Origin of the sequence: Fibrisoma limi BUZ 3, assembly GCF_000296815.2 — a bacterium.
In the GTDB taxonomy this organism is placed as follows: Bacteria; Bacteroidota; Bacteroidia; order Cytophagales; family Spirosomataceae; genus Fibrisoma; species Fibrisoma limi.
Map to the genome: position 1 here is coordinate 569,188 of NZ_CAIT01000005.1, position 23,611 is coordinate 592,798.

Genomic DNA, 23,611 nt, shown 5'->3' on the forward strand with positions numbered 1-23,611 from the left:
TTCTTAGCGCCTTTGCGGTAAAAAAATGAGAATCAATGCAGGTATCATCGGCGGAGCGGGCTACACAGGTGGCGAACTGCTGCGTATTTTACTCAATCACCCCTTTGCGGACGTAGCGTTCGTGCACAGCAAAAGCCAGGCCGGCAAACCCGTGTACGCCACGCATACCGACCTGCTGGGCGACACCGACCTGACCTTCTCGGGGGAGGAGCCCGCTACGTTGCTGGCGCAGGAGGGGCTCGACGCCATTTTCCTTTGCTCCGGTCACGGTGAATCGGCCAAATTTCTGAGCGAAAACGAAGTGCCGGAAAGCGTCGCCATCATTGACCTCAGCACCGATTTTCGCGACGAGTCCGGGGACTTTGTGTACGGCCTGCCTGAGTTGCAGCGCGACCGAATCAGGGAGTCGGACCGGATTGCGAACCCCGGCTGTTTCGCTACGTCTATCCAGTTAGCGCTCCTGCCCCTGGCCGCTGCCGCCCGACTGACTGATGCCGTGCATGTGAGCGCCGTAACGGGGAGTACAGGTGCGGGTCAGGCCCTGGTACCGACGACGGGCTTTACGTGGCGCAACAACAACATCTCCATCTACAAAGCTTTTACGCACCAGCACCTGACCGAAATCCGGCAGAGCCTCACTACGTTGCAGCCAGACTTTACGGACGCCATCAACTTTGTGCCGTACCGGGGAGATTTTACGCGCGGCATCATGGCCAATGTCTACACACCTTTTAGCGGAACCCGCGAGGAAGCAAAGGAACTGTACCGGGCGTATTACGAAGGCCATCCGTTCACGCACGTGAGCGAGACACCGGTCGATGTGAAGCAGATTGTGAACACCAACAAGTGCTTTTTACATCTGGAGGTTCACGACGGGCAACTGCTCATCACCAGTGTGATCGACAACCTGACCAAAGGCGCTTCAGGGCAGGCGGTGCAGAACATGAACCTCGTCTTTGGCCTACCCGAAGATGCCGGCCTGCGGCTGAAACCCGTGGCGTTTTGAGCGAGGAGCTTTAACCAGATTGTTTTGATCGCAGTCAAACGAGCTGTTTCAATAAGCTAATTATACTGCTGCTGTGGGGTCGGTTGCTTAACCGGTCTGTTGATGAGGTGACCGTAGTGATTCCAAATAACTGTGATCTATAATTTATTGAGGTTTCACAATCGCTACGGTGCTCTGTCATTACTGATCAGGTTGAGAACTGATCTCACTCATAAAGAAATTAGATGGTAACAGGTTCCTGATAAACCTTTAGTAACCTATCTGCCGAAATAACAGGAAGCGCGTACATAATGCCGTTCAAATCGGCGAACTCGACGAGATACTCGTTATTTTCGAAAACGTCAACAATGGTTCCCAAGTTGCCTTTTCTCAGTTTTGCCTCGGGGATGTCTATTAATAAAACAACTACATCCAGCAGATTAAACTCGTTCATAACTAACGATATTATTCATTTACATAACAACTGACCAAACGAGGAAACGATTCCCCAAAGTGAATGATCCAGGCCGAACGAATCGATGCTTGCCGGGCTTTATACGTCAATATAAAATCAACCACGTACAACTCACCCTGTGCATTGGCTCCACTAAACGTAGCGTCTTCTATCAGAACGGCCGTCGATATGGCTTCTTTCAAAATTAAGTAATTGTCAGCAGTGATTCCTAAGGCGGCCTTGAAAACACGGGCTTTATGCTTGTCGGTTATATGCGTTTCGGACAGACAGTAGCCAACTAGTTTTTTGTCGTCTATAAAAGCTTTCTCGGCGAAAGGAAAGAGCATATAGCGAGTGCAATAAAGGGTGGCTTATAAAAAATAGTTTAAATAGGCGGATGTGAATCCATTGTAAGCTGGCAGCATGAGTAGCCAAGATGTGATAATAGCACTTCACAAGACTGTTGATTAAAGCCACAAGCAAGCTGATTTGCTTTAAGGCGGCATAAGGAAGTGAGCAGTCTCAGACGTTAGCTTACATAATTCAACGGTTTACCTACCAATTCCGGGGTTTCACCGTCAACGCTCCCCCGGGCCTTGTTGTAGCAGCTACTTTTACATCGTCAGTCAGACGAACAGTTCGCAACAAAACAACAGCCCGCTATGAAAACCTTCCTCTGCTTTATCCGCCTGGGCTTCCTGCTGGAGCTTGAAAACTAGACGCTGGGCTCATTTGCCTGTTCATCAGGCAACCGGCCCGCGAGTTTTGGTGACAGTACTGGAGAAGCCCAACCGTAGCGGGTGGAACACGTCTGATCGGGTCAGGTGGCATTGAGCTACCTGACCTATTTGAATCGGAAGCTGTTCATGAACTCGTCCTTGTAGTTTTTGCCGAGCGGAACGATGTGCGTCCCAATGGTCATCTCGTGGTCGTTAAACACGTCGACCCGGCTGATGTTGACGGCGTAGGAGCGATGGACACGTACCAGCCGTTTGTGGTTCAGCTTGTCAAGAACGGCCGTCAGCGGCAGGCGCAGGGCGTACTTCCTGGTGGTGGTAACAAACGTCGTGTAAATATCCTCGGCTTCCAGAATCAGGATGTCGCTGAAATGAATCTTCACGTACTGGTAGCCCTGCTTAATAAACACATCGTCGTCGATTTGCAGAATGGTGTCGCGTTCCGGTGCGGCAGTCGGGACTTTGCCGGCGGGTAAGGAGCGCGTACTGAACGTATGCAGCGACATATCGATCGAAATACGCAGGTTGAGCAGATTATACGGCTTGGTCATGTATGCCGCCGGATACGTTTGTTTGGCCCGTTCGAGGGTGTCCGAATCCGACAGGGCGGTCAGGTAGATAACCGGAATCGGCCGGGCGTTAGTGATGCGCCGAACCGTCTCAATGCCGTCAAACTCGCCTTTGATGTTGATGTCGCACAGCAGCAGATCTACCTGGTTACGTTCGAACAGGTCTACTGCTTTGGTGCCATTGTTGGCGATACCGACTACGTTATAGCCCTCGGCTTCCAGGCTGTCGCTGAGGGCCATCGCCAGAATAGCCTCGTCTTCAACGATCAGGATGTTCACTTTTGTGTTCGACTCCATGACGGGATGTACTCTATATGCGCTTGAAATCAGGCCATTGCCAGTTCGCTTTCGGGAATGTGTAACTGAAACCGGGTGCCATTATCACTCTCAATTGTAAACTCGCCACCCGTCTGCTGGCTCAGGCCCTTGATCAGGCGCTTGCCGAACGAGCCGCCCGACCGCTGCCAGTTCGATACGTCGATGCCGGGTCCGTTGTCCTGTACTTCGAGCAGGAGTCCGTCCTGTTTCCGGAGGTTAATGATCAGGACCGGCTTGTCAACCTCGCGGTAAGCGTATTTGAACGCATTGGTCAGCAATTCGTTCAGAATCAGGCCGAGTGGAATAGCCAGATCGATGTTTAGTTCATCGAAATCGCTCTGAAACCGGAACTCAAACGAGCGCTCGCTGAAGCCGTACGCGTGGATCAGACTGGCGGTTAGTTCGCGAATATACTGACGAATATCGATGGCTGAAATCTGATCGGTTTTATATAACTGCTGGTGAATGAGCGACATGACCTCAATGCGTTGCTGCCCCTCCTGAAACGCCCGAATGGCCTGTTCGTCGGTCAACTGGTTCGATTGCAGACTCAGTAGACCCGAAATGATGCTGAGGTTGTTCTTGACGCGATGGTGCAGCTCCTTCATGACCATCTTCAACTGGTCAGACTGCTCCTGAATCCGTATTTTATCTTCGGCCAGTTCGCGGGTTCGTTCGGCTACTTTTTGCTCCAGCCGGATGTTCTGGGCGACCATAAGCTGCTCGGCTTCGTCCTTGTACGTCTTGATCTTGTAGGCAATCGCGATCGAGAACAGGATAGCGTGGGCATCGCTGCTCATCAGGAGCATAGTGTGGTTCAGCCACGAATACGTCAGGATGCCGTAGATGTACAGCGACAGGTACAGGATAGCAAAAATCGGAACGCAGTAGGCAATCAGGAACAGCAGGGCGGGTTTGTCGCCTGTCCGGTAGATCCGGGTGCCGGTGTACAGCATAAAGGCCGCAGCCAGCGGGGTGGTGTTCTGATACAGCACCGCTATGCGGCCAAAGCCTAAAATGGCGGCTGCCAGCAGAATCAGGAAAAAGCCGAACAACAACCGAAACCCGTACCGGATGATGGGGTCAGTCTGGATTCTGATCTTCAGAAAATAATAGGCAAAGGCAAACGACAGCAGCGCCGTTACGATCGGGATGGCGTAGAACAGCCGGTCGTTGAGCCAGAACGGTATGTCGGGGAAAAGTTCGTAGAAATGGCCCGAAAAAATGGCCAGTTGCAGCGAGAATACAAACAAATACCCACCCAGCAGCAGGTAGTCGCGCTCGCGGGTTACGACGTAGATCAGCAACTGATACAGCACAACAGCCAGCAATATGCCAAACAGCAGCCCTTCAATCACATCAGTCGGATGCGACTCCCGAATGAGGGCGTACTGCGGATAGATACTGGCCGGCAGCGATTTCCGGTCGAACCGGTTCATTCGCAGCAGGTACGTCCGTTGCTGACCCGGCCGAAGCGGCAGACGCATAATGTCGCGGCTGGCGGGCATGTATTTTTCGGCCGTCATTGGTTGAAGGCCACCTTTGCCAATGGGAAACACCCGGCCGTTGCTCCATTCGTAGAGGAGCACGGTGGCATAGCCCATAGTCGGCACGACCAGGTACAGCGATTCGTCGGTCTGGTTGCGCACCGTAAACCGGAACCAGTACACATTGTTGGTGTCGACGTCGATGCGGACCTGGTGGTAATCAAACGGCCGGAATGCCGACCAGTGTTTGCCAATCTGGTCGGCATGCACGCTGGAGGTGAGCATGTCGCTGTGGCCCGCTACGGGATACGACCGCCCGGGATCATTGATAACCAACGGCTCAGCCGCCCAGCCGTCAGTCAGCCTGAACAGCAGCAGACTGAAGAGGAAGCACCGGATGGCGAAGGCTGGCCGCCTGCCTGTATTGGATAAGGACATACACTGCATTCAGGATAAAAACGGCAAGGGTTAACAACTGAAGAAAATGCTTGTCGGGGTATTTCAGCCAGACAAACACGCTCATCAGGGTATTGCTGATGAACTGACACCAGGCCGACAAGCCCGAAAACACGCTGCCCTCCGGTCGGCTGAGAATGTGCTGAATGTACAGCGCCGACATCACGACCGTGATCAGGTAGGCCGACGTAGCGCCCATGCTGGTGTCGTAGCCTTCCTGATAGAAGTAGTAAAACACCGGAATCCAGAACAGAAATACGGATAGCTTAATCCAGACAAAATACGGCCGAACGCCGGGGTTAACCAGTTGTTTGCTGCCGTAGCGCAGCAGCAGGGCAAAAATGAAAACATCCATGAAGAACCAGCCGCGCAGGCCCCAGACAAACAACCGGCCCATGTCGGTGAGCAGGACAAAGCCCCACACCAGTTCCCAGGCGAAGTTCGACGCTCCGGCCAGATAGGGCATTTCAACGTAGCGGTAGCGGAGGCCATTCCGGATGATGACGCCGTAGGCAATGTTCCAGAACACGGTGCCGACCAGCACAAGGCCGATCTGAAGGGGTGTGTAGTCGCAAAAGTTGATCCACTGATCGGGTGAGTAGGTACAGGGTGGTTTCATCGGGTTTCGTTCCGTTGGCGAAGGGCTTCGGCCCCTTCGGTGAGGTAGGTTGGGACGTAGAACTGAGCGTGCTTGAAGCCGTTGAACACCGTAGTGGTGTTCTGTAGAAAATCGACAGACATTTTGCCGAGCAGCCACCGCAACACAGGCATGAGCGTTTCGGCCCGCTGTAGTCCCGAACTCAGCAGCTTGATGCGGTTGGCTACCCGGCGCTGGTGCACCAAAGGTACCTGAGCGATGCCAAGCACATCACCAACGTGGTTGCCACAATAGTAGCGGATCAGTACGGGCACCGCCGGTTTGAGGAGCACGCCCACTTTCCGGCCCATATCTTCCGCGAGTGCCGCGGCCAGTTGAACGCCCCAGGGCGAAGGGGCCAGTTGCTGGTCGAAGATCGTGTACCCTAATTGCAGGGCTTCGTCGTAATTGGGGGCCATGAGCCGTTCGTCGAGACCGAGCCAGTGACCCACTACGTTCCAGCAGTGGATGTACGCGTCTTTCTGTTCCCGACTGAGCTTGTAGCCACTCATCTCAAGCCCTTCGAGCACGAGCGCGCTGAACGACAGCAACGTACCGGCCATATCCTCCTGATTGATCGGAGCCCCGTGGTGCTGGTGGTCCCACTGGCGCTGGGTAATCAGCAGGTGCCGGATCGACGCGTGAATCAGCCGGACTTTCTGGGTGGTTAGGATACCCCGGCCACCTGGCGACAGTCCGCCCGGCTCCATGGCGTAAATGACAAACTGAGCCGTTTCCATCAGCCGCCGGACCAGATTCGGCACCCCGTCGCGGGCTGTGAGCAACCCCGTTTCGTAGAGCACCTTCGAGCCGTTGGCGCAGGAATAAGCCATGGGCAACGACCGGAAGTTCAGCAGCATCGCAATCGTAACGGCGTTGGTGGCAAACACCCGCTGGGCCGTGCGGATGGCGTCCGGATTGGCCCAGGCGGGTGGAGGTGCTGTTGCTTCGAGGTACTGGTCCAGTCGTTCGCCAAGGGGACCAGGAAGCAGCCTCCCCCGGATGTCGTAGTTGCGGGTCAGGGTTTGCAGCAGACGGTTAGCCGCCTGGATGTCATGGTCACGTACCAGATCAGCGATCAGGGCATCGGCCACGGCATCCTGCTGCATTCGAAAAGGGGAAAGATCGATGGCAGGAAGCATTGGGTTACAAGGAACGGTTGAGGTAGTCAGTGCGGCTATAAATCTACCAAAAATCGAATTGGAATCGATAAAAAACAGCCGGGGACGATGGTCGCCCCCGACTGGCCCGGCTGTAGCAGCGGGCGTTCATCGTAGTAGTTGGACAAGCGGTTTAGTTTGTTGATTAATCAAGTTTGAACGTAACCGGGAAGTCGATCCAGTGCGTGACAGGTGCGCCCTGCAACTGAGCCGGCATCCAGCGGGGCATCTTCGCGACCGCATCCAGTACTGCCTTGTCGAGCAGTTTCCCGGCCGATTGAATGATACGTACTTTTTCAAACGTGCCGTCGGGTTTTACCCGGAACTGCACGCGGACCGTTCCTTCCAGGCCGAGGCTGCGGGCGGCTTCGGGGTAGTCGACCGTAACGGCCAGGAACGCGTAGAGGGCATTGTGACCCCCCGGAAAACTCGGGGCAACCGTAACAGCCGTGCTGTTTTTAGTCTCATCTGTCGATGATACGGGTTTTTCAAAGCTGACCTGCGCCAGGTTTTGAGCAGAAGCAAACGTTACCAGGGTGCTGAAAGCAGCGATCAGGAGGAAGTTAAACAGTTTCATGATGAACAGAAGGTTTGTTGTTAATTAATTGGTTGACAGGCGTAAAAAGCAAAATGTGGGGAAGCGGAACGGCTGGTTGGCTGGGGTGGAACCGGTGTCGGTAGGTACGTTTCGAACCAGTCGCTAACCATATCCCAAAGGCAACCGGCAAATCGTTTATGGAAAAAATTCAGGTGTCCGACCGACTGGTTCTGCGTAGCGGGTGGGTCGAGCAGTCGTCGGACAATCCGGGCGTTGGACAGTTCGCCGAAGAAGCGGTCCAGTGCCTGGGTCGTACAGATCGGGTCGTCGTACGTGGTCATGGCCATAACCGGGCAGCGAATTCGTTCCGGTGTTGGCTGAATGCCCAGCGTTTTCAGGTAAGCATAGATGTCCGAGTGTTTCCGGCGGTTGTGGATGTCGCGGACCAGGGTGGCGGGCAGGTTTTCCAGCCCCAGGTGCCACCGCCGACCGGGCATATACCCCACCAGCTTCGTTAACGTCGGCATGATGACATGCCAGTTCAGGTAAGTCTGCGTACGGGTCCACCAGTCGGGGCCCCAGTCTTTGTAGTAACCCATCTGCGCACCGATCGTGAACAGGGCGTAGAACCGGTCGTTCTTTTGCGACAGCGCAGCGCAGATGCCGCCCAGCGAGTGACCCAGCAGGCCAATTGGTTTGGTTGGGAACGCCCCTTCGATCCAGCCGACCACATCGTCGAAGTCGTTGGCCAGCGTCCGGAGGCCCGCTTCGAATCGGCGCGTCAGCCGCTCAGGCGCCGACTGTCCAACACCCCGGTAATCGTAGGTCAGTACGGCAAACCCCTGCTTTTCGAGGAACGTAGCGAGATTGAAGTAGAAGTACTGGCCTACCACGCAGGCACCGCTCACCAGGACAACCGCTTTGGGCATGGCAGGCTGGAACAGGTGAGCTGTCAGTGGGTATCCGTCCCGGGTCTGTATGGTAAATTGCACCTTCATGACTTTCAATCGTTTATGTCTTGCTCCGACTTGACGATTCAAAGTTGCAAAGGGGATCAATACCCGTTTTGAGGAGGTAGGTTAAGGACCGGATTCAGTAGGTTAACGGGCGAACTGTGTAGGTGAAAAATTTAACGGTCGTCAGTACCCATACCATTCCCCCCACCATTTCTGCAAACTGCGCCGGATTTCGGCTTCGCGGGCGTTGTGGCCGGGCTCGTAGAGTTTGTGGCCCTTCAGGTCGTCGGGGAGGTAGTTCTGTTGCGAAAAGTTGCCGTCGTAGTCGTGGGCGTACTGGTACTCCTTGCCGTAGCCGATCTGCTTCATCAGCTTCGTGGGGGCGTTGCGCAGATGCAGCGGCACGGGCAGGTGAGCCGTCTGTTCGGCCAGCGCAATGGCCTCGTTGATGGCCACGTAGCTGGCGTTGCTTTTCGGTGATGTAGCCAGATACACCGCCACCTGGCTCAGAATGATCCGGCTCTCGGGCATGCCAATCGCTTTGACTGCCTGAATGGCTTCGGAGGCCATAATCATAGCTGTTGGGTTGGCATTCCCGATGTCTTCCGAGGCCAGAATCAGCATTCGGCGGGCAATGAACACCGGGTCTTCGCCCGCAACGATCATCCGCGCCATCCAGTACAGGGCCGCGTTGGGGTCCGAACCCCGTAGCGATTTGATGAACGCCGAAATAATGTCGTAATGCTGCTCGCCGGATTTGTCGTAGCGGGCAATGTTCTGTTGGGCCACGCTGGTCACGAGGTCGTCGGTGATGACCAGCGGCTCAGCCAGTACGTGGGCCGATGCCACCAGTTCCAGCAGGTTGAGGAGTTTACGTCCGTCGCCCCCGGATAGCCGGAGCAGCGCATCATACGACTCGACGGTGATCTGCTTCGACTGTAAAAATTTGTCCTGCGCAATGGCCCGGTCAACCAGTTGGATGAGTTCATCGCGGCTCAGGGCTTCGAGGATATACACCTGACAGCGGGAAAGCAGGGCACCGTTAACCTCAAACGACGGGTTTTCGGTGGTAGCGCCGATCAGGGTAATCTGCCCCTTTTCGACGGCTCCCAACAGGGCGTCCTGCTGGCTCTTGTTGAACCGGTGAATCTCGTCGATGAACACGACGGGTGGAAACAGCCCGGCTGGGCGGCTCAGGACCTCCCGCACTTCCTTCACACCGGCGTTAATGGCGCTCAGGCTCACGAACGGCCGCTTCACAGCTTCGGCCAGTAGTAGGGCCAGCGTCGTTTTACCAACCCCCGGCGGTCCCCACAGAATCATGGATGGCAAGCGCCCCGCTTCGATAGCCCGACGTAGCGGCCCCGAGGGTCCCAGCAGTTTTCGTTGGCCAATGATGTCGTCGAGTGTGCGGGGGCGAACCCGTTCGGGTAGGGGCGTTGCGTGTACTTCCATACAGCGAAGTTACCCGCTCGGCGGTACGGAATCAACAGAAATATGACTGGTAGCCGCCGAACAGGGTTGATGCGTAAAAGCCGTCTGTACCGATTCAACTGAAAAAGATGGGGTAAGGTATTCGTTAACTTGCCGGTGGTCGCTTTCTTTACCGCTCACATCCGGTTAGGGATGTATTGGGCTCTAAAAGAATGACTATAATTTATCTAACCGATTTGGTCGGTACTGGGGTGTTTGCCATATCGGGTACGTTAGCGGCTCTCAATAAAAAGAAAGATCACGACCTGATCACGCTTTTCTTTTTTGGGTTTATAACGGCTACCGGGGGAGGAACGCTTCGCGACGTCGTCATCGATGCTCACCCGGTTGTCTGGATCAGCGACGCCAACTACCTGATCGTCATTGTCCTCAGCGTTATTGTCGCCATCCTCTGTCGACGGTGGTGGCTGGGTATTCTACAAAGTCCTTTACTGGTTTTCGATACCCTCGGCATTGGCATTTACACCATTTTTGGCCTGAAAAAAGCGCTGATGATGGGCGTCAATACGTGGGCGGCTATCTTACTGGGCGTCGTTTCGGCTCTTTTCGGGGGTGTTATCCGCGATACGTTAGCCAATGACGTTCCCCTCCTTTTTGAGCGGCAACTGTACGTAACCCCCTGCGTGACGGGCGCTCTTGTGTATGTTCTTGCGCTTACTCTACACCTTGATCCGACTATTAATTTTCTGTTGTCTGCCGGAATAATAACTGGCTTTCGCCTGCTGGCGGTTAAGAAAAACTGGTCGCTGCCGCCTATCCGCGTTTAACCCAATGCTGATTACGAAGGGATGCGGCCGAACCACTACATCGATGAGTCAATACTAGCGATATTACAGTGAATGTCTAATTTTGGCTACTGGTAATGTGCCGGATAGAGCAACGGGTATCCACTACGTAACTTACTCGTTAAAAGCATAAAGTACCACCTGTAACTTGCACCGCGTTATGACGTCTTTCCTACGAACGCCCGAATGGAAAGCTGACAATGAGCTGTTCGCTGTGTCCTGGCTACTGTCGGAGCCGCTGCAAAAGCGAATTACCCGGGCAACTACCGGCGTTGGTTTATTTGAAACGGTGCGCTCTCAGGCGGCTGAATCTACCGATGCAGGCCAGGAGTACGGTTCAATTGTTGATTTTCAATACGTGATGATTAATCCCGTGTTGCAAGCGATTGCGCGGGTTACCAGGGAGGACTGCATGAGCCTGCCCTTATCGGCGTTGATTCCCGAAGGCGTTAAAACGACGTTGATCCGTCGAATGGCCGAGGTCGCAGAAACCGGCCTTCCTCAGCATTACAACGATGTGTTCAATCTGGACGGCGTTGTTTCGCAGCACGACCAGGTTTGCCTTAAAGCCGGCGACGGTGTGCTGATGCTGGTCATGGACGTTACGTACGCGCCCTTACTGGACGAGGAATTTCAACGGCGAAGCGAATTGATAGAGGCCATTCTGACGAAAGCGCCTGTTGATGTAGTACGCACACGGCTGATGGCCGTTATTGTGTGAACGACGGCTTTGGTGCAAATTATCATAATTTGTTCCGATTTACATCATAACCCGAGGGGGCGACATCAGCGAACTTTGCCAGGCAAAAGCTTAGGCCGTCGGTTTGACAATGAACGAAACGGATGTATTTATTGACTAATACCATGAACGAGATGACGTCGGAATCCGCTGGGCACGCGCCCGATCCAGTCAGCCGCCTGAACGAGGAGAATCATCTCCTGCGCCAGCAGCTTGCTGATCAGGCTGTTGAACTCGATCAGTTGCGGCAGGCCTTGCAGAACTGCGAAGAAGTGAAATTACAAAGCCAGCAGAACGCTGATGAACGCGCAGAGTTACTGGCCCAGGAGCGTAAGCTAAGCGAACTGAAAACCAATTTCGTGACGCTGGCCTCCCACGAGTTTCGCACACCCATCGGCACCATCCTGATGTCGGCTTCGCTCATCGGACGGTACAATGGCGAGCAGGATGGTCCTAAACGGGAGCGGCACGTGGATCGCATCAAGTCTGCCGTTGCCGATCTGACGGCCCTGCTGAATGAATTTCTGGCCTTAAGTCACATCGAGCAGCGGACGGTGCCGAACAAGCCCGTTTCGTTGGTTTTGCCGACGTTTTGCCAGGAACTCATTGAGGAGATGGAGCCGGTGCTCAAACCCGGGCAGTCCATTCAGTATGAACACACAGCGGGCGATTCGTCCATTGTGATCGATGGGACGATGGTAAAAAACATCCTGATCAATTTATTGGGAAACGCCAGTAAGTACTCAGCCGAAGGAAAAGAGATCGGCCTGACCACCACCGTTCGTAATGGACAGGTGAAGATAGATGTGATTGATGAGGGCATTGGTGTGCCCGATCAGGATAAGGACAAACTGTTTAACAACTTTTTCCGGGCCCGCAACGCCATTCATTTTCAGGGCACGGGGCTGGGCCTCTACGTCGTCAAACGCTACGTCGATCTGCTCGGGGGCACCATCAGCTTTACCAGCCAGCTCGACGTGGGCACTGTCTTTACCGTTAACCTGCCGTTAGCCACCCTGCCCACCGCTGCATGAAAACCATCCTGGTCATCGAGGATACGCCCCAGATGCGGGAAAACATCGTCGAAATCCTAGAACTCGCGCCCTACAGGGTCGTGGAGGCCAGCAATGGCAAAGAAGGCGTTGAACTGGCCCGCAGCGTTCGTCCGGACCTGATTCTATGCGACATCATGATGCCTGACCTGGACGGCTACGGCGTCCTGCACATCCTGAGTAAAGACCCTCAAATGGCTCATACACCGTTTATTTTTCTGACGGCAAAAGCCGAAGCCGCCGATTTTCGCTACGGGATGAATCTGGGGGCGGATGATTACCTGACCAAACCCTTCGACGACATTGCGCTGCTGAACGCGGTTGAGCTACGGCTCAAAAAAAGCGAGCAGGCACGCCCTCCGGCCAACACCTTACCCAATCACCTGGCGCAGCTTATGCAGGCCATTACCAAGGCCGACCCGGCCGGTACGAAGCTGAGCGAATATTACCCCAGGAGCCGATTCAAAAAGAAACAGTTTCTTTATACCGAAGGCGGATTACCTACGTCGCTGTTCTATATTCTGAGCGGTAAGGTGAAACTGTTTAAGACCGACGCGAAAGGAAATGAGTACATTACGTCCATTCATGGCCCCGGCGAATTTGTGGGGTACTTAGGGCTACTGGATGGCGTTGCTCACGTCGAATCTGCTTTGGTTCTTGAAGACGCCGAGATTTGCCCTATTCCGAAAACCGACTTTCTGACCTTGCTTCACGACAACCAGGAAGTAGCAAATCAATTCGTGTATCTGCTGGCGGGCGAAATGTCGGCTCATCGGCAGCGCCTGTTGGACCTGGCTTACCAATCCGTTCGTAAACGGGTCGCTGAGGCCCTGCTTACTTATCAGCGAAAATTTATCGAAGGCAATCCAGACGCCGGCGGTGCGGCCATCAGCTTGTCGCGGGAGAACTGGTCTCAGTTAGTAGGGGCTTCGATGGAGTCTGTCATCCGGACGCTGAGCGATTTTCGCAATGAAGGCCTTATTGACATCAACAACAGCGATATTACGATTCTGAATGCCGAGAAACTGGCCCGGTTGAAGCATTAGCGTAGGCGGTAGGCCATCCATTATGCCAGCAACCGGGCGCTGTTTCGTTACAAACGATGCCAGAAAAGACTCAGGCCGACCGTCAGCACCAGGCCGATCTGTATGGCGGTTAATACATAAATGTAATTGGATTGGCCGCGCGACTCGCTTACCAGTTCCTCGCCCACCGTCAACTGCAAGGTTGATAGCTCAGCCAGGGTTTGGGCTACCTGACCAAAGGCCGTGTATCCCGTTCCGACAAAGAAAATCTGCTGCGCCCTGGGCAGATCGGTCAGATTCTTCGTCAGGTCGCCCTCCAACTCATTGTAAACAGCCAGCCGTTGTTTGAGCCGATTGAATTGATCCGCTTCTTTGGGCGTCAGTTTCGTCTGGCCAAATTCGGTTAGCAACGAGTCGATCTGACGATTGATACGATCGAGCCCCGCGACAACAAGGTCTACATCTGACGTAGTTTTGCCCAGCACATAAGGTTCGAGCAACAACCGTTTCTGGTAGACCTGTGAGGTTAGCTTAGCGATAATCGCCGTCGGAACCAGGCGATCTTTGTAGATAGAGGTCGATGCCTCCTGAATTTGATGAACACTACGTCGGCTCAAAAATATACTGGTCAGGATCAGGCCCAGCAGGCTAACGATCAATAAAGTAAGACGTAGCGGGGAACGGGTAGTATGCGGTCGTTCCATGAAATCAGCAGGATATGGATTATGTGTTCTGTTCATAAGTAAGCGGTTTTAGCACTCATTCGCAAGCACAGTACTGACAAGGTACGTCGGCGGTAGCGGCTGTGTAATACGTCATTTTGATGCATACAACCGGAGCAGCCGACTGACTGTTATTTCTACAGTATGGCGGGTGTGGTCAGGCTTTGGTAAACACCAGCACAGGAACACTACCAATGAAGGTGTATCCGGCGCATTGACTTGGGAAAAGCAGTCGCCTTACAAAACCTGATCGCTGCGTGGTAAACATAATCAGCAGGGAGGGTTGCACCCGTTGGATGATTTGCTCCAGATTCGCTGCCAGATTTTGTTCGACAATGGCGGCTTCAATATACACGCTGATTTTTAGGGCGCTAATCTGGCGAACCGTTGTCTGAAGATCATCCAAATCGAATTCGGGTTTGGCAGGCCCCATCACGTGCACTAAGTCAACCGTAGCGCCCAGCGGTTGGGCAACGTCGACGACCTGTTTTAGCTCAGCCTCCAGGTTCGTCAAGTCGGATGCGTAGAGAAGGTGCTGTATGGGAGCTACCTGATAGCTCGCGGGTACCGCAATCACCGGTACGGTAGACTGGTTGATGAGCGTTGCCGTCGTCGTACCGATCAGCTTCTCGATGGTTCCAGCGCCCCGTGCCCCAATGCAGATGTAATCAAACCGGTGCTTCCTGGCGTAATGCATAATGGTCTCAGTTACCGAGAACGCATTAATGACGACGCAGGAGTAGTCGGCAATCGTCACCGCAAGCTGCTGGCGAACCTCCTCAACAAACTGCTCCAGTTGCCGCTGAATCTCGCCCACCGGTCGCGTTACGTTATGCACGTTCAGAAAGGTTATTGCAACTGGCCATTGCAAAGCCAGTTGTAAGGCAAACCGAACAGCCGCGCTTGAATTATTGGAAATATCTGTTGCTACCAAAATACGTTTCATCGTCGCACAAATTTTAGGAATTACGTAAGAGACGGCTTGCTGATACACTGCTGAGCCCGTGAGCCGGACGGGATCGTAAGCCGTTGATGCTGACTAAGGTAGAAAAGGGTTTACGTAGATTCAATGCAATCGGTCATGCTTTCAACTGATTGTTTTGAGCCGACCGACTTTTCCCTGTCAACCAATACATCCCCTGACTTTTTACGGGCACTGGTCTGGCAATTATCAGTAGTCGATATGACAAATTACCGAGGTTAGGGAGGGGCTTCTCCCGAACTTTGTCGTATCAAAATCGCCCGACACACGCCGAAAATTGATCAGAGAATCAAGTAGGTAAGGCGTTTGGCAAGCTACGTAACGAGTTCCCTTGTGATGTGGCTCTGGGGGTGAGGATGATTTACCAAACAAATCTGAGACAATGAAAACGACCCTTTTTATAATAGCTCTTATTAGTCTGACTGTTTCAACGGCTTTGGCCCAAGACGATCGTAAACTACGTAGCGACGGTACGTACTCCGTTCACAACTATAAACATCCGAACAAAGCGGCCACGGCCCGAAAGTGGTCATCTCAGGTCAGCGTTCCGGTTAGTACTCCCGCTACAGTTGCTGGCCCTGTGGCCAACTACAAACAGTCAGTTCCCGGTCAGGTGCCGGCGGGTGGCGTAACCGTACCGCACACCCCGCTTGAGGACGTAGCGCTGCGGAACTACAAGATCCAGCGAGTGAATCACGGTCGCCCCGCTACCCAAAAAGATACCGGGGTAATGGCCGACAAGCCGCAAACCCAATCCATTACGGAAGGCAACTAAGGACTAGACAAGCGCCCGATGCCGCAATTGGCATCGGGCATTTTTGTACAGAAACAGGCGTTTAAAACAAACGGATCATGTATTCACCTGACATATCGATGGGCATGGGAAGCATTGTCTACGCCCTGTCTAAACTGGACGGTTGCCTTCAACCGGAAGAGATAAAGACAGTTAACCAACTGCTCGCGGGTGAGCCTTACAGTGATTTAGCTCGCTACGCCTTCTTTCTGCGGGAGAACACGGGCGAAACGGTTGAAGAAGCCTACGCTTTTGGCATGCGGAGACTGCGCTTTAATGGTAAGGAATTGAATCAGGCACTCAAGAAACAATTTGTCAATGTATTGATCCGGGTTGCTCAGTCCACAGACGGCATTTCGGCAAAGGAGCAGGCATTCATTCAGCAATTCCGGCGCGAAATCCGACGGCTCTAAGGGCTTTAACGAGGGCCATTCACCTAAAAGCGCTGATACCACGTAATGGTTAAACACTAGACTTATCCCCGTTGCCAGTGCAGGCAGGGACTCAGCCACAGTTTGTGAAGCTGCGTTCACTTCAACAAATTGTAAGGGTATAACGTCAATCAGTAGTTATCCATACCCAGTGGGTTTGAATGAGTTAAGCTGGAACTGTAGCCTCTGATGATGAAGGTCTTTTTTGGGCCGGTTGGCAATTCGTCTAAAAACTTTTGGACAGTATTATCTTCAAAGGTTAGTACATATCGATGTTTTAATGCCAGATCATCAATGATCAAGTGCTCATTTAGTAAGTAAATAGCAGCATTGTCTATGCCTCGAGTGAGGATGTGCTGTTGTCGCTCCCGGTCTAAAATGTATTCATAAAAATAGCGCTCACCCTGAAACACCTTAGCTCGAATGCTGCCATGTGGTTCAAGTTTGATGGCTACCCGACCGCGCATTTGCCTGGGCGGTTCAACTAAGCTGTCCGGAAGACTTTCTGGTGGCGTAGAAGCGGAAAGTTCCTCCGAATCGGACTGGCATTGGCTGAACAATGCCATTGCAAGTAGCCCCATGGACAGGAAGCTAGTCCGAATGATAAACCTGGAGTTCATAACGGTTTCAGTTATATGTAACAATACGTAATAGTAATAAATTAAAACGTAAATTATAGTTTAGTAACGAAAAATTTAGTTAGGAGCTGAGTCTTAAAAAGAAAACCCGACCATGTTAACGGTCGGGTTTTGCGTAAATGGTTAAGAGCTTAGGAATTACAATGACACGTTTTCGGGTGTAACGTAACGCTTAAGGTTACTCATAGCCCCAAAAATCAGGTTGTAAACCGATTGAATGTTTATTTGCATCAGCGCCGATATTTCTTCGTTGCTCATATTCTGAAAATACCGCAGGTGAACGGCTTCGCGCTGCCGACGTGGTAGCTTTTCGAGCGCCTGATGCAGGCAATCGTTCATGAACGAATCTTCTTCGTGGGAAATCAGCATGTGTTCGTGCGAGGGGTCGCTGCCAAGGAGCGTATCGCCCATCCGACGACCATTCGCCACTACGTCGTCCTGGCTAACCAGCTTTTGCTCAGCGGTTAAATGACGAACCAGCTTACGCTTGATGGAAGCCATCAGGTAAAACCGCACGGAGGTTGTCGGGCCGATAGTCTGACGGTGCCGCCATAGTTCTACAAACAGATCGTGGATGCAATCCTTGATCAGGGCTTTGTCCGTCGCAAAATGCGCGCAATAATGATAAAGAACTTGAACGTAGTGCTGGTAAAGTTGAGCGAAGGCGTTTTCGTCGCCACTGCGAAACTGATTCCAGAGGGTTTCATCATCCGGACCGTGTTGAGAACGATTGCGGGGCATATTTGTAGAGGTAAGAGGTTCAGGACAGGTTGGCGTCTGTAAACTTATTGATAAAAAATAGAATTTAAAAATGGATATTGAAATTTTTTTAAAAAATGCGAATTAAGCCAAATAAAGAGGGGTGAAAGTGAATGTTTTGCCATCAAATAAACCTTTATCACTAAGTTTTAGCGTAGGAATTACCAGAAGGGCCATAAACGACAACGTCATAAAGGGAGCTGCCAACGGGCTGCCCAGTTCCTGTTTGGCAAATCGGTCGAGGGTTTCATACTGGGCGGCTACGTCGAAACCGTCGGTGTCAGTCATCAGGCCGGCTACGGGCAGAGAGAGCAACTGGGTTTCGGGTGTGGTAGTCAGGTGGAGGAAAGCGCGTCGGCTCATGCGCTCCTGATCGTGTTCATGCGGAGCCGATCCGGCTACGGCCGCCAGACCGCCCTGGGCGTCAATAATCAGGTTAACGGCCTGGGCGATGCTCTCGTCGTCGCAGCCCACGGCGGTGATGTTGTGCGAATCATGCCCCACGGACGAGGCCAGCGCGCCGTGTTTCAGGCCGAAGTTTTTGATAAAGGCAACCGCTGGTGGGGCATCTGCATACCGATTTACCACGACCAGCTTCAGGATGTCATGCTCAACGTCGGGTACCAGTTGCCCGTTTTTGACGTTCGGAGCCAGGTGCAGTTCGTTCGTAATCAGTTGTCCATCGAGTGCTTCAATCGCCCGGATGAGTCCGGGCTGACCCGAGCCGGGCTGCTCCGGATTGAGTTCGGCCGATACCGCAAAATCGGCCGCCTGTTTGGGCGAGCAGTTGAATTGATTGACGTGCTCACTGCTCAGGCTCTCGATCAGTGACCGTCCGTTAACGGCAACCGCCTGACCATTAATTACAGTCTGTTCGACGTCAAACGTCGTGAGGTTCGTCACAACGATGTAGTCGGCAGGGTCGCCTTCCCGCAACAGCCCGACGGGCAGACGGTAATGCAGCACCGGGTTCAGACAGGCTGCCTGCAGTACGTGCCAGAGGGTGTGGCCGTGTTCAAGCGCCCGCACAACCAGTTGATTGATGTGCCCGGCCACCAGCGTATCAGGGTGCTTATCGTCGGAGCAGAACATGACCTGCTTCGGAAATTCGGCCAGCAAGGGTATCAACGCGTCGAAGTTGCGGGCTGCGCTGCCCTCGCGAATGAGGATGTTCATACCCCGCTGCGCCTTGTCAAGGCCTTCTTCGTAGGTAAAGCATTCGTGGTCGGTGTAAATGCCGGCGTCGATGTAGCGCTGGGCATCATCGCCCCGCAGGCCCGGCGCATGACCATCGACGGGTTTATTGAACGCCCGGGCCAGGGCCAGCTTGGCCATAACTTCGGGATCGTCGTTCAGCACCCCCGGGAAATTCATCATTTCGGCGAGGTAGCCGATTTCCTTCAGGCCAAGCAGGTAGCGTACGTCGCGGACGCTGATGGTGGCCCCGGCCGTTTCGAACGGTGTGGCCGGCACGCAGGAAGGAGCCCCAAATGAAAACTTGAACGGCACGCGTTTCCCTTCCCGAATCATATACTCGACACCCGCTACGCCCAGTACATTGCCGATCTCGTGGGGATCGGACACCGTTGCGACGGTGCCGTGGACAACGGCCAGCCGCGCAAACTGCGGGGGTGTCAGCAGCGAACTTTCAATGTGAACGTGGGCATCGACGAAGCCCGGCAGTACGTAGGGATGACCCGGGCTTTCGGGACCGAGTCGTTCAATCTGGGCAATGCGGCCGTTCTCGACCGTAAGGGTACCGTAAAAGATTGTCTGGTCGAACAGGTTCAGGATATTAGCAGTCAGCATACGTTAGATCCGAATGAAGAGTCTTCGGCGATACATCCACAACAGAATCAGGTAAAATACGCCCAGGGTCGCGGCTCCGGTCAGGAGTGGTTCGTAAGCGGGGCCAAGTAACTGAAACGGACCGTGGCCAAGATGAATATGGAAGGAGTTGATAATGAACTGATCGATGAGATGCACCAGGCAGTAGATGGCAATGGAGTTCATGCCGATAACGGTCAGGAAAAACGCCCAGCGCCGTTTGCGTGCTACGTCGATGATACCATAAAAGAGAGCCAGGAGCCAGAAACACCAGCCCCCACTGAACAGCACCCAGGCCGGAGTCCAGATCCGCTTCACGATCGGGCAGATACCCGTTACGTCCAGCAGCAGGCCCAGCGCCAGCCCAGCGGCTCCGGCGATCAGGAACTGCCGTAGCAAGGACCTAGCCGGCATACCCGCCCGCAGCCACTGACCGGCCTGCAAGCCCAGCAGCATGGTGCCGAGGGTCGGAATGAAACTTAACGTAGCGTACCCGCCACCATTGAACAGAAACGGCTTTTCGCGCGGGAACAGGTTCAGAAACCACTGGTCGAACGCCCAGGCTACATTACTGTTCTTATTGAAATGGGCGGCAATACCGGTATAGTGCTCAGGCCAGTCGGGGGGGACGCCCACGGCCGAATAGTTGAAGTCCGGACCGGGGGCCGGATACAGGACGAACAACAGCCAGTAGCCGACCAGGATACCCGCCAGGGCTATCCATTGTGTGCGGGGGCGGGTAGTGCCGAGCAAAAACAGGAACGGGTAGCCCAGACCGATCTGCGTCAGGGTGTCTTCGAAGGTAAAATAGGTTTGTTCCCGGTGCGTGGAACGCAGAAAAATACCGAGCAGAATTAAAATCAGCGATCGGCGCAGGGCATGGCCGAATTGCATCCGGACCGATTGCCCGCGGTTAAGCCGCGCAGCGAGGGAATAGGGGAGTGCCACACCGACCAGAAATGAAAACGAAGGCTGGATGAGATCGTGAAGCGAACAGCCTGCCCATTCGACGTGGCTTTGGTGGTAAGCCAGTAAACCCCAGAGCACACTATTGGGAAAGGCTTCGTGGAGCCGGTGAAACTGCAGGATTTCGGCCGCCATCAACAGCATAACAAACCCACGGTAGGCATCCATCGACATCAGGCGGTCGCCGGCCAGGCCGCCCGAGTCCCGGGGGGCAGTGACGGTAGCGGGGCGATCCGACAGACCGGTGTTAGAGACAGACATAAGGTTGAAAGGCTGAAGGATGGAATTGAAGCTCAAAGTTGAGATTGGTACAGAAATTAGCAAGGAATCGAGGTAAAGTTTTTTCAAACAGGGGTATATTTCGAGTGTAGAATCCTCTTTACGGTAAAAAACATTGATTAGTATGCCCGCCCGTGTGCTCAAAGTACACCCCGCCGATAACGTTATTGTCGCCCTCCGCGACCTGCCGGCCGGGGAGCAGATTACCTTCGACAGCCAGACGTATACATTACCGCATCCGGTAGGTGCCAAACATAAATTCGTGACGGAAGAGCGGCAGCCCGGCGACCCGATTACTATGTACGGTGTGCTGGTCGGGAAGGCCACGCAGCCCATCCATACCGGCGAACCGATTACCACATTTAACCTCAAACACGATGCCGATCGCTATGGCCTGGACCGGAAACAGGGGTATAGCTGGCAACCGCCCGACGTTTCGCGCTGGCAAGGGCGCACGTTCATGGGCTATCACCGCGCCGACGGTCGCGTCGGCACGCGCAACTACTGGCTTGTCATTCCGCTGGTGTTCTGCGAAAACCGGAACATTTTAATTCTCAAGGATGCGTTTGAACGGGAGCTGGGCTATGCGCAGCCGGAGATTTACCGGGAGCAGGTGCGTGAACTGCTGCATCTGTACCAGGCCGGTGAACTCGACAAGGTAAAAAAGATGCAGCCGTTCGTGGAGCCGTCGCAGTTGCACACGCTCAACTACAACCAGCCGGTAGTAGAACGGCCCTTCGCCAACGTGGACGGGATCAAGTTCATTACGCACGAAATGGGCTGTGGCGGTACGCGTCAGGATTCGGCGGCTTTGTGTTCGCTGCTGGCCGGCTTTATCAATAACCCAAACGTAGCGGGGGCTACGGTGCTGAGCCTGGGCTGTCAGCATTTGCAGGGTAACATGCTCGAAAAGGAAATACGTCGGCAGAACCCGAAGGTCGACAAACCGTTGCTGATCTACGAACAGCAGGCCGGTACCGAGTTTGCGATGTTGTCGCAGGCGGTCAAGGAAACCTTCCTGGGGCTGGTTCAGGTCAACAAACAGGAGCGCCAACCGGCACCACTCAGCCAGCTTACAGTTGGCTTGAAATGTGGCGGGTCCGATGGATTCTCGGGTATTTCGGCTAATCCGGCCATCGGTCATCTGTCCGATCTAATCGTCGGATTGGGCGGCAAAACCGTACTGGCCGAATTCCCGGAGCTGAACGGCGTGGAGCAGGAGTTGATCAACCGCACCCGCGACGAAGCCAAAGCACAGAAATTCATCGACCTGATGCAGACCTATTCGGCCCAGGCTGAGGCTGTCGGGTCGGGATTTGATATGAATCCGTCGCCGGGTAACATCAAGGATGGGCTGATCACCGACGCCATCAAATCGGCCGGTGCGGCCAAGAAAGGTGGTACGGCCCCGGTTGCTGACGTACTTGATTATACGGAACCGGTGCAGACTCCCGGCCTGAATCTGCTCTGTACGCCCGGCAACGACGTAGAAGCGACGACCGGCATGGCCGGCTCGGGCGCCAACGTGATTCTGTTCACGACCGGCCTCGGTACGCCCACGGGCAACCCGGTCTGCCCCGTTGTGAAGATCTCGACCAATACCGCCCTGAAAAACCGGATGCCCGACGTAATTGACTTTGACAGCGGACCTATCATCGACGGGCAGCAAAGTATCGACGAAAACGCCGAGGCCCTGCTGGAGTACGTTATCCAACTGGCATCCGGAGACGTGACCACCAAAGCCGAACAACTTGGCCAGGACGATTTTATCCCCTGGAAGCGGGGGGTGTCTTTATAAAAAAGGAGGAAAGGAGGAAGGGGAGGAAAGGAGAAAGGAAAAGCGGCTCGTAGTCCTTCCTTCCTCTTTCCTCCCTCCTCCTTTCCTCCCTTTTCTCCTTTTTTCTCTATGTTCTCACTACACAACAAAACGGCGCTGATTACGGGCGGAGCCAGCGGTATTGGGCTGGCTATCACACAAACCTTTGCGCAGGCAGGGGCAACAGTTCATATTCTTGAGTTGAACGCCGATCAGGCCCGGCAGGTAGCCGATCAGATTGTTGCCGAGGGCGGAAAGGCGCAGGCCCATGCGGTCGATGTGTCGGATCAGGCCCAGGTGCTCGAAACCGTGAACCGGATCGTTGCCCAGGGGCCGATTCATATTCTGGTCAACAACGCCGGAATTGCGCACATCGGTACGGTCGAAACCACCAGCGAAGCGGATTTTGAACGAATCTTCCGGGTCAACGTCAAGGGCGTTTACAACTGCCTGTACGCCGTCATTCCACAGTTTAAAGCCAACGGGGGCGGGGTGGTGCTTAACATGGCGTCGGTGGCGGCAACCGTAGGGCTGCCCGATCGCTTTGCCTATTCCATGAGCAAGGGAGCCGTGCTGACCATGACCTTGCAGGTGGCCAAAGATTACCTGAAAGACAATATCCGCTGCAACTGCATCTCACCGGCGCGGGTTCATACGCCCTTTGTCGACGGGTTTATTGCCAGGAATTACCCCGGTCAGGAGGCCGAAATGTTCGACAAGCTGTCGAAAACGCAACCGATCGGCCGTATGGCCAAGCCAGCGGAGATTGGAGCACTAGCACTCTACCTCTGTTCCGACGAAGCCGGCTTTATCACCGGCTGCGATTATCCCATCGATGGTGGGTTCACCCGGCTAAACAATTGACATACACGTATGCCCTGACTGGTTATTCCACAATCCAGGGCATACGTTTCCTTTTTCTCCAGGTAAGGCGAAGCACTGTTGGTCCATTTTTGCAAAATCTTATTTTGCAATTTCCGTAAATCGTGGCCGTTTCTTCTTATTT

General features: G+C 53.9%; 24 protein-coding genes. 9 read left to right on the forward strand and 15 right to left on the reverse strand.

Annotation, left to right across the window (positions count from 1 at the left end; genetic code table 11):
- The first annotated feature begins 25 nt into the window (after positions 1 to 25).
- Positions 26 to 1,006 carry an N-acetyl-gamma-glutamyl-phosphate reductase gene (argC, locus tag BN8_RS07200; protein ID WP_009281160.1) on the forward strand — a complete coding sequence of 327 codons (981 nt, stop codon included), beginning with the start codon at positions 26 to 28 and terminating at the stop codon, positions 1,004 to 1,006.
- A gap of 220 nt (positions 1,007 to 1,226) precedes the next feature.
- Here argC and BN8_RS07205 read toward each other — a convergent pair whose 3' ends face one another.
- From BN8_RS07205 to BN8_RS07245, 9 genes are all read right to left on the reverse strand, one after another.
- Entirely contained in the window at positions 1,227 to 1,439 is a 213-nt protein-coding gene (locus tag BN8_RS07205) for a DUF4926 domain-containing protein (RefSeq protein ID WP_009281161.1), read from the reverse strand.
- An 11-nt stretch (positions 1,440 to 1,450) separates the two neighbouring features.
- On the reverse strand, positions 1,451 to 1,786 hold the full coding sequence (locus BN8_RS07210) for a DUF6883 domain-containing protein (RefSeq protein ID WP_009281162.1): 336 nt from the start codon (positions 1,784 to 1,786) through the stop codon (positions 1,451 to 1,453).
- A gap of 497 nt (positions 1,787 to 2,283) precedes the next feature.
- Positions 2,284 to 3,042 (reverse strand): response regulator, encoded by a 759-nt coding sequence (locus BN8_RS07215; protein WP_009281163.1) that lies wholly within the window; start codon positions 3,040 to 3,042, stop codon positions 2,284 to 2,286.
- Between the two features lie 29 nt (positions 3,043 to 3,071).
- Entirely contained in the window at positions 3,072 to 4,988 is a 1,917-nt protein-coding gene (locus BN8_RS07220) for a 7TM diverse intracellular signaling domain-containing protein (RefSeq protein WP_192579024.1), read from the reverse strand.
- The gene (locus tag BN8_RS07225) at positions 4,906 to 5,625 is read right to left on the reverse strand and encodes a transmembrane-type terpene cyclase (protein ID WP_040005514.1); all 720 of its coding nucleotides are present in this window, start codon (positions 5,623 to 5,625) and stop codon (positions 4,906 to 4,908) included. The genes BN8_RS07220 and BN8_RS07225 overlap by 83 nt, the downstream gene beginning before the upstream one ends.
- Complete coding sequence (locus tag BN8_RS07230; protein ID WP_051041008.1) at positions 5,622 to 6,785, reverse strand: oxygenase MpaB family protein; 1,164 nt, start codon at positions 6,783 to 6,785, stop codon at positions 5,622 to 5,624. Before BN8_RS07230 ends, BN8_RS07225 begins: the two co-directional genes overlap by 4 nt.
- Positions 6,786 to 6,948: 163 nt before the next feature.
- On the reverse strand, positions 6,949 to 7,380 hold the full coding sequence (locus tag BN8_RS07235; RefSeq protein WP_009281167.1) for an energy transducer TonB: 432 nt from the start codon (positions 7,378 to 7,380) through the stop codon (positions 6,949 to 6,951).
- 20 nt (positions 7,381 to 7,400) lie between these two features.
- Positions 7,401 to 8,339, reverse strand: a complete 939-nt coding sequence (locus BN8_RS07240; RefSeq protein WP_009281168.1) for an alpha/beta hydrolase family protein — start codon at positions 8,337 to 8,339, stop codon at positions 7,401 to 7,403.
- Positions 8,340 to 8,480: 141 nt separating this feature from the next.
- Positions 8,481 to 9,752, reverse strand: a complete 1,272-nt coding sequence (locus BN8_RS07245) for a replication-associated recombination protein A (RefSeq protein WP_009281169.1) — start codon at positions 9,750 to 9,752, stop codon at positions 8,481 to 8,483.
- Between the two features lie 191 nt (positions 9,753 to 9,943).
- Here BN8_RS07245 and BN8_RS07250 point away from each other — a divergent pair, with 191 nt between their 5' ends.
- The 4 genes from BN8_RS07250 to BN8_RS07265 all read left to right on the forward strand — a co-directional run bounded on the left by BN8_RS07250 (position 9,944) and on the right by BN8_RS07265 (position 13,413).
- Positions 9,944 to 10,558, forward strand: coding sequence for a trimeric intracellular cation channel family protein (locus BN8_RS07250; protein ID WP_009281172.1), 615 nt, complete (start codon positions 9,944 to 9,946; stop codon positions 10,556 to 10,558).
- 178 nt (positions 10,559 to 10,736) lie between these two features.
- Positions 10,737 to 11,297, forward strand: coding sequence for a PAS domain-containing protein (locus tag BN8_RS07255; RefSeq protein ID WP_009281173.1), 561 nt, complete (start codon positions 10,737 to 10,739; stop codon positions 11,295 to 11,297).
- Positions 11,298 to 11,440: 143 nt separating this feature from the next.
- Positions 11,441 to 12,349, forward strand: a complete 909-nt coding sequence (locus tag BN8_RS07260; RefSeq protein WP_144051603.1) for a sensor histidine kinase — start codon at positions 11,441 to 11,443, stop codon at positions 12,347 to 12,349.
- Complete coding sequence (locus tag BN8_RS07265) at positions 12,346 to 13,413, forward strand: response regulator (RefSeq protein WP_009281175.1); 1,068 nt, start codon at positions 12,346 to 12,348, stop codon at positions 13,411 to 13,413. The genes BN8_RS07260 and BN8_RS07265 overlap by 4 nt, the downstream gene beginning before the upstream one ends.
- Before the next feature lie 47 nt (positions 13,414 to 13,460).
- On the opposite strand, the gene BN8_RS07270 is transcribed toward BN8_RS07265, so the two are convergent.
- Together BN8_RS07270 and BN8_RS07275 are read right to left on the reverse strand one after the other, a co-directional pair.
- On the reverse strand, positions 13,461 to 14,132 hold the full coding sequence (locus BN8_RS07270; protein WP_009281176.1) for an MCP four helix bundle domain-containing protein: 672 nt from the start codon (positions 14,130 to 14,132) through the stop codon (positions 13,461 to 13,463).
- 139 nt (positions 14,133 to 14,271) lie between these two features.
- Positions 14,272 to 15,060, reverse strand: coding sequence for a universal stress protein (locus BN8_RS07275; RefSeq protein WP_009281177.1), 789 nt, complete (start codon positions 15,058 to 15,060; stop codon positions 14,272 to 14,274).
- A gap of 418 nt (positions 15,061 to 15,478) precedes the next feature.
- Between BN8_RS07275 and BN8_RS07280 the strand changes: the two genes are divergently transcribed.
- Together BN8_RS07280 and BN8_RS07285 are read left to right on the forward strand one after the other, a co-directional pair.
- Positions 15,479 to 15,871, forward strand: a complete 393-nt coding sequence (locus BN8_RS07280) for a hypothetical protein (protein WP_009281179.1) — start codon at positions 15,479 to 15,481, stop codon at positions 15,869 to 15,871.
- A 77-nt stretch (positions 15,872 to 15,948) separates the two neighbouring features.
- Complete coding sequence (locus BN8_RS07285) at positions 15,949 to 16,302, forward strand: hypothetical protein (protein WP_009281180.1); 354 nt, start codon at positions 15,949 to 15,951, stop codon at positions 16,300 to 16,302.
- A 149-nt stretch (positions 16,303 to 16,451) separates the two neighbouring features.
- Here the strand turns inward: BN8_RS07285 and BN8_RS07290 are convergent, their stop codons facing one another.
- The 4 genes from BN8_RS07290 to BN8_RS07305 form a co-directional block, all read right to left on the reverse strand.
- Entirely contained in the window at positions 16,452 to 16,940 is a 489-nt protein-coding gene (locus tag BN8_RS07290; RefSeq protein ID WP_040005516.1) for a hypothetical protein, read from the reverse strand.
- Between the two features lie 156 nt (positions 16,941 to 17,096).
- Complete coding sequence (locus BN8_RS07295; RefSeq protein WP_009281182.1) at positions 17,097 to 17,699, reverse strand: RNA polymerase sigma factor; 603 nt, start codon at positions 17,697 to 17,699, stop codon at positions 17,097 to 17,099.
- Positions 17,700 to 17,801: 102 nt separating this feature from the next.
- Entirely contained in the window at positions 17,802 to 19,526 is a 1,725-nt protein-coding gene (ade, locus tag BN8_RS07300) for an adenine deaminase (protein ID WP_009281183.1), read from the reverse strand.
- 3 nt (positions 19,527 to 19,529) lie between these two features.
- On the reverse strand, positions 19,530 to 20,771 hold the full coding sequence (locus BN8_RS07305) for an acyltransferase family protein (RefSeq protein WP_374755520.1): 1,242 nt from the start codon (positions 20,769 to 20,771) through the stop codon (positions 19,530 to 19,532).
- A 142-nt stretch (positions 20,772 to 20,913) separates the two neighbouring features.
- On the opposite strand from BN8_RS07305, the gene BN8_RS07310 reads away from it, so the two are divergent.
- Together BN8_RS07310 and BN8_RS07315 are read left to right on the forward strand one after the other, a co-directional pair.
- Positions 20,914 to 22,587: a UxaA family hydrolase gene (locus BN8_RS07310; RefSeq protein ID WP_009281185.1), complete on the forward strand. Its 1,674-nt coding sequence runs from the start codon at positions 20,914 to 20,916 to the stop codon at positions 22,585 to 22,587.
- Positions 22,588 to 22,695: 108 nt separating this feature from the next.
- Complete coding sequence (locus tag BN8_RS07315) at positions 22,696 to 23,469, forward strand: SDR family NAD(P)-dependent oxidoreductase (RefSeq protein WP_009281186.1); 774 nt, start codon at positions 22,696 to 22,698, stop codon at positions 23,467 to 23,469.
- Positions 23,470 to 23,611 lie beyond the last annotated feature (142 nt).

Bases quoted from the DNA above. Each gene is read 5' to 3' on its own strand.
- argC (WP_009281160.1), top strand. From the start codon at position 26: ATGAGAATCAATGCAGGTATCATCGGCGGAGCGGGCTACACAGGTGGC.
- BN8_RS07205 (WP_009281161.1), bottom strand. From the start codon at position 1,439: ATGAACGAGTTTAATCTGCTGGATGTAGTTGTTTTATTAATAGACATC.
- BN8_RS07210 (WP_009281162.1), bottom strand. From the start codon at position 1,786: ATGCTCTTTCCTTTCGCCGAGAAAGCTTTTATAGACGACAAAAAACTA.
- BN8_RS07215 (WP_009281163.1), bottom strand. From the start codon at position 3,042: ATGGAGTCGAACACAAAAGTGAACATCCTGATCGTTGAAGACGAGGCT.
- BN8_RS07220 (WP_192579024.1), bottom strand. From the start codon at position 4,988: ATGTCCTTATCCAATACAGGCAGGCGGCCAGCCTTCGCCATCCGGTGC.
- BN8_RS07225 (WP_040005514.1), bottom strand. From the start codon at position 5,625: ATGAAACCACCCTGTACCTACTCACCCGATCAGTGGATCAACTTTTGC.
- BN8_RS07230 (WP_051041008.1), bottom strand. From the start codon at position 6,785: ATGCTTCCTGCCATCGATCTTTCCCCTTTTCGAATGCAGCAGGATGCC.
- BN8_RS07235 (WP_009281167.1), bottom strand. From the start codon at position 7,380: ATGAAACTGTTTAACTTCCTCCTGATCGCTGCTTTCAGCACCCTGGTA.
- BN8_RS07240 (WP_009281168.1), bottom strand. From the start codon at position 8,339: ATGAAGGTGCAATTTACCATACAGACCCGGGACGGATACCCACTGACA.
- BN8_RS07245 (WP_009281169.1), bottom strand. From the start codon at position 9,752: ATGGAAGTACACGCAACGCCCCTACCCGAACGGGTTCGCCCCCGCACA.
- BN8_RS07250 (WP_009281172.1), top strand. From the start codon at position 9,944: ATGACTATAATTTATCTAACCGATTTGGTCGGTACTGGGGTGTTTGCC.
- BN8_RS07255 (WP_009281173.1), top strand. From the start codon at position 10,737: ATGACGTCTTTCCTACGAACGCCCGAATGGAAAGCTGACAATGAGCTG.
- BN8_RS07260 (WP_144051603.1), top strand. From the start codon at position 11,441: ATGAACGAGATGACGTCGGAATCCGCTGGGCACGCGCCCGATCCAGTC.
- BN8_RS07265 (WP_009281175.1), top strand. From the start codon at position 12,346: ATGAAAACCATCCTGGTCATCGAGGATACGCCCCAGATGCGGGAAAAC.
- BN8_RS07270 (WP_009281176.1), bottom strand. From the start codon at position 14,132: ATGAACAGAACACATAATCCATATCCTGCTGATTTCATGGAACGACCG.
- BN8_RS07275 (WP_009281177.1), bottom strand. From the start codon at position 15,060: ATGAAACGTATTTTGGTAGCAACAGATATTTCCAATAATTCAAGCGCG.
- BN8_RS07280 (WP_009281179.1), top strand. From the start codon at position 15,479: ATGAAAACGACCCTTTTTATAATAGCTCTTATTAGTCTGACTGTTTCA.
- BN8_RS07285 (WP_009281180.1), top strand. From the start codon at position 15,949: ATGTATTCACCTGACATATCGATGGGCATGGGAAGCATTGTCTACGCC.
- BN8_RS07290 (WP_040005516.1), bottom strand. From the start codon at position 16,940: ATGAACTCCAGGTTTATCATTCGGACTAGCTTCCTGTCCATGGGGCTA.
- BN8_RS07295 (WP_009281182.1), bottom strand. From the start codon at position 17,699: ATGCCCCGCAATCGTTCTCAACACGGTCCGGATGATGAAACCCTCTGG.
- ade (WP_009281183.1), bottom strand. From the start codon at position 19,526: ATGCTGACTGCTAATATCCTGAACCTGTTCGACCAGACAATCTTTTAC.
- BN8_RS07305 (WP_374755520.1), bottom strand. From the start codon at position 20,771: ATGTCTGTCTCTAACACCGGTCTGTCGGATCGCCCCGCTACCGTCACT.
- BN8_RS07310 (WP_009281185.1), top strand. From the start codon at position 20,914: ATGCCCGCCCGTGTGCTCAAAGTACACCCCGCCGATAACGTTATTGTC.
- BN8_RS07315 (WP_009281186.1), top strand. From the start codon at position 22,696: ATGTTCTCACTACACAACAAAACGGCGCTGATTACGGGCGGAGCCAGC.